The organism is Paraburkholderia sp. LEh10 (assembly GCF_017814945.1).
GTDB lineage: Bacteria > Pseudomonadota > Gammaproteobacteria > Burkholderiales > Burkholderiaceae > Paraburkholderia.
The window spans coordinates 1-6,934 of record NZ_JAGIPX010000141.1 but is presented as its reverse complement, the minus strand read 5'-3'; the positions used below and the strand labels follow the sequence as shown (position 1 = coordinate 6,934).

Below are 6,934 nucleotides of genomic sequence, written 5' to 3'. Positions count from 1 at the left end.
GCAGCGGTATTGTTCAACTGAAGTAACCGAGGCCGTTCTCCAAGATTGAAATGGCCCGAAGAAATCAGGCAGGTCAGATGCGTCGGTTCTCGCGGAGGCTCTGTCGCGATAACAAGCGAAGGGCGAGCGAGATCGATATGGGAAGTACAACTTATATTGCGAGGTCGTAGAATTGATCAGCGGCGGACGGATAGGTTCCGCGAACACACTTGAGCTGCCCTTTCGCGATCATGTGCATCAACGCGATGCCGGCCAGAAGGATCCGGGCACAGCGAAAACTCTTGAACCCCAGCATGGGTCACGTTCGTCGCTTGATCGCCCGATGGTCCTGCTCAACCAGGTTGTTGAGATATTTCGACTGGCGGATCTTGATGGGCGTTTCACGATCGGCGTTGATCCCAGCGAGCGCGGCGAGATTGGCACCGCTTTTGTCGATGGTCACTGTATCGGGCGCGCCATTCCAGGCGATCGATTTTTCGAAGTAACGCCGGGCTGCAGTCTTGTCCCGATGGGCGCGTAGCAAAAAATCGATGGTGTTGCCGTCCTTGTCGACGGCCCGGTAAAGATATCGCCATTCGCCCTTGACGCGAATGTACGTCTCGTCCATGCGCCAACTCTTGCCATCTGGCCGCTTGCGCAGGCGAAACGTTTTCTCCAGCACTGGCAACAGCTTGACGGCCCAGCGGTGCACAGTCGAATGGTCGACCGAAACGCCGCGCTCGGCCATCATGTCTTCGAGGTGCCGCAGGCTCAGAGGATAGACTACATTCCAGCGCACGCAGGTCAGGATCACGTCGAGCGGAAAATGCAGGGGTTTGAGCACTCGGGCCAATGCCGGATTCAACGTCTTCATCTAGCTTACAGTTGTTCGTGTCGTTCCGCACATCGTAACTGAGCGCCTTACTGCAACAGATCCGCCCGGGGATGCGTGATGCGGAGCAGTTGCGCGATAGCCTCAACCTGGCAGCGATCGCGCTGCGTGACGTGAAAGGCATCTGCGAAGTGAATAGAGGCCGCGTCTAGCCTGATGTTGTTGGGGTTCACGTTGCGGCAATCAGGTGGTCCCTGGCTGGTGTCGCTGGGTTCCTGCGCAGGGCACGCAACATCAAGATGGCGCTATGTGCAGGAAGGGGTAGTGGGTGAGAGGACAATGGCAGGTGCGTCGGTTGTGTGATTTAGTCGAAGCTGTCCACCCATGCGCGTGCCCATCGTAGCCCAGCCAGTTCTGCCTCTTCTTCCGTGCCGAACTCGCCAAGTACACCCGACGCTTCAACGACCTTGTTGTCCAGCGTGATCGTGCCGCTGGCCGCGTAGCGTTCACGCTGTGAACCTTCCTTCTGCTGGAGAATGGCGTGCCCCCAGAGCGTGTACCCCTTGTGCGTTTCGCTTCACATCAGCGTTCGACCTCCGCCTGCGCGTGGCGCCCATCCACGCGAAGCACGTTACCTTCAGGTGTCACCTGGCGCGGCATGTCTTCATACCGCGGCTCATGAGCGCGGTGCCCGACGGCCGCAACAGAGGCCTTCGGTCCAGGCGCCGCGGCGACGATGCGGTGAGGCAACCGGCCGTGCGCGAGGCGGACGCTTGTGTGCCGATGCGTCGCTGTCCGAGCCACCGAGGAGGGTGTCGCAGCAAAGCTGCCGAGTTTCTGGAGCAGTTCGGGTTGGCATCGCAGTTACAACCTCAAAGTCCGCTGCATGTGTGCTTAGATGCGGACCGCACCGAACATTAGGGCAATAATGTCTAAAAAATAGCGGAAGGCCAATTGCATGAAATCGCAGGTCTGTCGGCCCGATAAGCGTAGTCTTTTTATGTGTTACCCGCCCGAATGGGGCTCTTCAACAAGGTCAGCAAGCGCTTTGAACGCGCGGTATCCCTCGGATCCCTATAACCGTAGTCCTTTGGCGTAGCGGCAGATTCAACATCATGTCCAGACACGGATAATGTCGTGTAACTGTCGCAGTCCAAATTGATCGCGCTTCGACGGTCATTCACGGTCGCATCTTCAGGAATCTTGAGGAAGTCCGGGCTGCGGTCGTCGAGTTCAAGGATCGTTACAATCGCCACTGGCGTCTCGAAAAACTGGGCTTCATGTCACCCCACGAAGCCCGTCAGGCAGTCACCCTCAAAGAGGCCGCCTGAGTTGCAAAACCGTGTCCAGACAATCCGAGCCGGTACATTGCCAATCGCGTTTAACCTTGGCAAGTACATCAAACGGCGGAATCGGAGTCATTTTATTCGTTAGATAACCGCGATCGCACGACTATACGCCAGAGAGCCCCGTTGTCCGGTCGTGTCCGGGTCGTTGAAAGGTCTATCATGGGAACTATGAGGTTGCCATGCATTGTCAGGACCCAAGCATCGAATGAAGCCACTACGCAATACCGACTCCGTTCCAGGGGAGTGGTACATCGACACAGCGTGCATCAACTGCGGTGCATCGCGTCACGTCGCGCCTGGGCTGATTGCCGAACGAAACGACAAGAGCGTCTTCGTTCGGCAGCCCGTCACGCCGGAAGAGCAGCTTGCTGCCTGGCGTGCGGTGTTCGTATGTCCTACGGCATCGGTACGCAGCGAAACGAAGCAGCCTCGCCCGAGCGCCGCGATCTTTCCGCAGCAGATCACACCGGGTGTGTGGCGCTGCGGATTCAACGCTCGGTCGTCGTTTGGCGCACATTCTTATTTTGCTGCGCGGCCGGACGGCAATCTGCTGATCGACTCACCGCGGTATGCGGCGGAACTGGTTAAATGGTTTGACGCTTCGGGTGGTATTGCGCACATCCTTTTGTCGCATCGTGACGACGTCGCCGACGCAGACAAATACGCGCGCCAGTTCGGAGCTCGTGTCTGGATTCACCGCGAGGACAGGTTGGCTGCCCCATATGCTACGGATCTGCTCGACGACGGATCAGCACCGAGCATCGCGGCCGGCCTGCGCGCAATCCCGACGCCCGGGCACACTCGGGGTAGCGTCGTGTACCTGCTCGAGGATCGCGTACTCTTCTCGGGTGATTCACTTGCCTGGAGCCCACGCGAGCAGGACCTCGTCGCGTTCAGGGACGCGTGCTGGTACTCATGGACTGAGCTCACTGAGTCGCTCGGCAAGTTGGCCGCGTATCGTTTCGAATGGCTGCTTCCTGGTCATGGCTGGCTCGCACACTTGCCGGCCAAGGAAATGAGTGCTCGCTTGCTCGCGTTGGTTGCTCGCATGCGAAATGGTTGAAGTCGCCGGAATAGCTCCTTCCGGCAAGGCGCCTCGAATCCTTCAGCTTCTAGCCCTGCAATGATGTGGCCAGACTCGAGTGCTGCCGGTCTCGATAGTGGGCTTCGATCCAACGGTGAGTGGCAGGACTCTGCCATCTTCAGTTGTTCGCCATCGCGCGCAGAAGGCCATTCAAACGTCCGCTCTGCTCACACAATGGACCTTCGCGCTGGAAATCTTGTCGGGAGGGTCATTGTCGACCATGTCAACTCTGGCAACCTGCGGCGGTGAAGGTATGAGCTCGCTTCGCGCCCGTACCTTGGTGCAGCTCAACTGGATCAGCGTTTGAGGATACGGAATCGACTTTGGCGTGTCTCACGCCAATGCGCCGAAGACAGTCCTGTGAATTAGTGGCGTACGCCAATATATGTGGCGGCCTGAAACCTGTCTGCCTGATGCTGGACTGACTCCGTGTGGATGAGCCGGTAGATCAGAGGCGGGACGATTAGATGTCGAGACGGATGGGGACCCGCCGTCGGCCGAAGGGTAAATCGAACCGTTCGAACCGGCCCGCCACCGGAGTGCGGCACGCGGGACAGGCGCCGTCGTCTGTGAGCCGATAGTCTTCGATCCGATGCCAGTCGCGCACGATGAGTGCGGTGCCACAGCGTCGGCAGAAGGTGGTGCCGCCGTCGACGTCGTGAACATTTCCGGTATAGACGTATCGCAAACCCTCCGTGAGCGCGATCTCGCGCGCGCGGGTGAGCGTGGCGGGCGGCGTGGGCGCCACATCGGTCATCTTGTAATCGGGATGGAATGCGGTGAAGTGCAACGGCACGTCCTCTCCCAGTTCCTTCATGATCCACTGCGCTTCAGACCGGATTTCCGCGTCGCTGTCGTTCTTGCCTGGAATGAGCAGCGTGGTGATTTCCAGCCATACGCCGGTTTCATGCCGGAGATACTGAAGTGTCTCCAGGACCGGCGCCAGGTGGCCACCCGTGATCCTGAAATAGAAATCGTCAGTGAACGCCTTCAGGTCGACGTTGGCGGCATCCATGGTGGCATAGAAATCGCGCCGCGCCTGCGTACCCATGTACCCTGCGGTCACCGCCACGGCCATGATGCCGCGCGCGTGGCAGGCATCGGCCACATCCATCGCATATTCGGCGAAGATCACTGGATCGTTGTAGGTGAAGGCGACACTTTTGCAGCCACAAGCCCCGGCCGCGCCGGCGATCGCCTCCGGGGTGGCAGCGTCAGCGAGCGTGTCCATCTCGCGTGACTTGCTGATGTCCCAGTTCTGGCAAAACTTGCAGGCCAGATTGCAGCCAGCGGTACCGAAGGAAAGCACGCTTGTGCCGGGATAGAAATGGTTGAGCGGCTTCTTTTCGATTGGATCAATGCAGAAGCCTGATGAGCGGCCGTACGTAGTCAGGATCATCCGGTCATCGACCCGCTGGCGCACGAAGCAGGCGCCGCGCTGCCCATCATGCAGGCGGCAGTTGCGTGGGCACAGGTCACACTCGATGCGTCCATCGTCCAGGAAGTGCCAGTATCGGCCCGGATAAGACGAATCCTTCATACCAATGGCGGGTTTGATGAGCGAGTCGCTCGGTTGCATTATCGATCTAATCGGTGCGTGCCGCCGGGTGGCCACCATGTGGTAAATGTCCCCGCAAAGTGGGAATCAGTGGCCCGGAGAGCCTCGTCTTCGGGAGTTGGGCTTTGGCCGGATTCGTATCAGGTTGTTGGGATGCCTGCCATTGTGCGGAGGACCGCGAGTGCACGATCATGCATCCTGGCACGCATCCAGCAACCGACGTGAAGCGAGGCGACCTCGAGTCTGACAACCTGAACGCCTGGTATTCTGCCTCATTAAGGGTGCGGCGAATGACCGCGAGTTCGACGAGTCACGGCTTGATGGGAAACATGGGCGCGCGGCGAAAGGCTTTTGACGCTATGACCACTGTTTTTTTGACCGGCGCAAGCGGATTTTTAGGCGGGCATTTGCTGCGCGAGCTGCATACTGCGGGCTGCGCGGTACGAGCGATGTCGCGCCGTGCTGAAGCGGACGCGATCATCGCCAAGGCGGGTGGCGATCCGGTTCGTTCCGACCTGCGGGACGCGACATCGCTTCAAGCCGCGCTGGCGGGTTGCGAGGCCGCATTTCATGCGGCTGCCGATACCAGCATGTGGAGATCTCAGGCCACGGCACAGACAGCCACCAATGTCCTTGGAACCGAAAACCTGTTGCGGGCGGCCGAGTTGGCTGGTGTACAGGCTTTCGTGCACACCTCCTCAGTATCAGCGTACTCGTACCTCGCCCACGGCACGCTCGTCGAGTCGACTCCGCAGCGCGGAGCCGAGAGCTGGATCAATTACGAGCGCACCAAGTACCTGGGCGAACGAGCCGTGCGCGCGTGCCCTGGATCATCTTCAACCCGTCGCACATCCTCGGTCCGGGCGACCGTCATAACTGGGCGCGCCTCATCATGCTTGTCGACCGGGAGAAGCTGCCGGGCAGTCCGCCGGGCAGCGGGTCGTTCGCCGACGTGCGCGAGATCGCCCGCGCCCAGGTACGTGCCCGGCAGCGGAAGAGGTTCGGGGAGGCGTATCTGCTCGGCGGCGAGCCCGCGAGCTTCGTCGACTTCGTGCAGCGCCTGGGCGCCGCATTGGGCAAGCGCACGCCGAGCCGCGCCACGCCGGCCTGGGCGCTCATGACGTTCGCTCGCGTGGCCGATGCGTGGTCGCGCGTCTCCGGGCGCGAGCCCGACGTTACCCCCGAGGGCGCCACGCTAGTCTGTCACGCGCTTCGCGTGGATTCGTCGAAGGCCAGGCGTGAGCTCGAATATGTCGAAACGCCTCTCGACACGCTCATTGACGATACCTTGGCCTGGATGAGGCAGGAGGGGTTGGTCGGGCGCTGAAGGCCTGGTGTCAGGCGCGTCGCGCCTCTATCGGATGACCGTTCGCCGACCCATCGCTGCTACCTTGAACGACGCGCTCGACCAGCCTGCCGATCGCATGGGGCAACAGTCGGCCATGAGGCGTCATTCGCCGGCATCGGCGATCGGACATTCGAGCGTCGGTTTCACCCAGTAAGCAGCCATTCCATTCGAGATGGAGAATGTTGGCTTACCGGACGGGTCGTTAGACTGGCTATAGCGTTTTGAGCCATTCCAAGAGCATGAAATGGAGCCAGAGCAGAGCCCATTCGCTTAATCGGACAATGACTTCTCCTCGCCGTCTCCTGCCAGCGCCTGTGCCGAATTGACGGTCGCTATCGCAGCTATTTGGCTGTGGACTTGCCGTAGTTCTGAACGAGATAGTTCACGATAATCTCGACGTCTTCTTTAGGAATCGGCGCACCAAATGCGTTGATCATCTTAGCGACCGACGCGTTCCAGCCGGCCTTGTCTAGAAAGGGCGAGTTCATCTGGATATAGTCAAGGCTGTGGCAGGTGACACACTGCATCGCCTTGTCTTTGCCAGACCCTTCTTTCAGCATGACCTTCGATTCCTGCGCCGCTGTGGAATCGATAAGAATAAGCCCAAGGGACAATGCGGTAGCGACCATTTGCGTGAGCGTGTTCATATCACGTCCACGTACAAGCGCTGGATCACGTTGTGGTGATAGCCTGCAGGATTGTGAATGAGACGCTCGACCTGTGTTTCCCCCGAGCGGCTGGTGGCACGCGCCATTACCACCATCGAACCGCGCTCGCGCGCCGG

At 59.8% G+C, this 6,934-nt stretch carries 4 protein-coding genes and 1 pseudogene; 2 read left to right on the top strand and 3 right to left on the bottom strand.

From position 1 onward, the window contains the following. Window positions 1-151 precede the first annotated feature (151 nt). Window positions 152-853 (bottom strand): annotated as a pseudogene (locus tag J8I87_RS42835) (IS6 family transposase). A gap of 1,512 nt (window positions 854-2,365) precedes the next feature. Between J8I87_RS42835 and J8I87_RS42830 the strand changes: the two are divergent. Beyond that, a complete protein-coding gene (locus tag J8I87_RS42830; protein WP_209938635.1) occupies window positions 2,366-3,223 on the top strand; it encodes an MBL fold metallo-hydrolase in 858 nt (285 codons plus the stop codon). A 484-nt stretch (window positions 3,224-3,707) separates the two neighbouring features. Here J8I87_RS42830 and amrS read toward each other — a convergent pair whose 3' ends face one another. Continuing rightward, on the bottom strand, window positions 3,708-4,823 hold the full coding sequence (gene amrS, locus J8I87_RS42825) for an AmmeMemoRadiSam system radical SAM enzyme (protein ID WP_245254597.1): 1,116 nt from the start codon (window positions 4,821-4,823) through the stop codon (window positions 3,708-3,710). Between the two features lie 170 nt (window positions 4,824-4,993). Between amrS and J8I87_RS46605 the strand changes: the two genes are divergently transcribed. After that, complete coding sequence (locus tag J8I87_RS46605; protein WP_409518889.1) at window positions 4,994-5,923, top strand: NAD-dependent epimerase/dehydratase family protein; 930 nt, start codon at window positions 4,994-4,996, stop codon at window positions 5,921-5,923. 568 nt (window positions 5,924-6,491) lie between these two features. Here the strand turns inward: J8I87_RS46605 and J8I87_RS42815 are convergent. Further along, window positions 6,492-6,797, bottom strand: a complete 306-nt coding sequence (locus J8I87_RS42815) for a cytochrome c (RefSeq protein WP_245254595.1) — start codon at window positions 6,795-6,797, stop codon at window positions 6,492-6,494. Window positions 6,798-6,934 lie beyond the last annotated feature (137 nt).

Coding starts and splice junctions, on each gene's coding strand:
- J8I87_RS42815 (WP_245254595.1), bottom strand. CDS start 6,797: ATGAACACGCTCACGCAAATGGTCGCTACCGCATTGTCCCTTGGGCTT.
- J8I87_RS46605 (WP_409518889.1), top strand. CDS start 4,994: ATGCATCCTGGCACGCATCCAGCAACCGACGTGAAGCGAGGCGACCTC.
- J8I87_RS42830 (WP_209938635.1), top strand. CDS start 2,366: ATGAAGCCACTACGCAATACCGACTCCGTTCCAGGGGAGTGGTACATC.
- amrS (WP_245254597.1), bottom strand. CDS start 4,823: ATGCAACCGAGCGACTCGCTCATCAAACCCGCCATTGGTATGAAGGAT.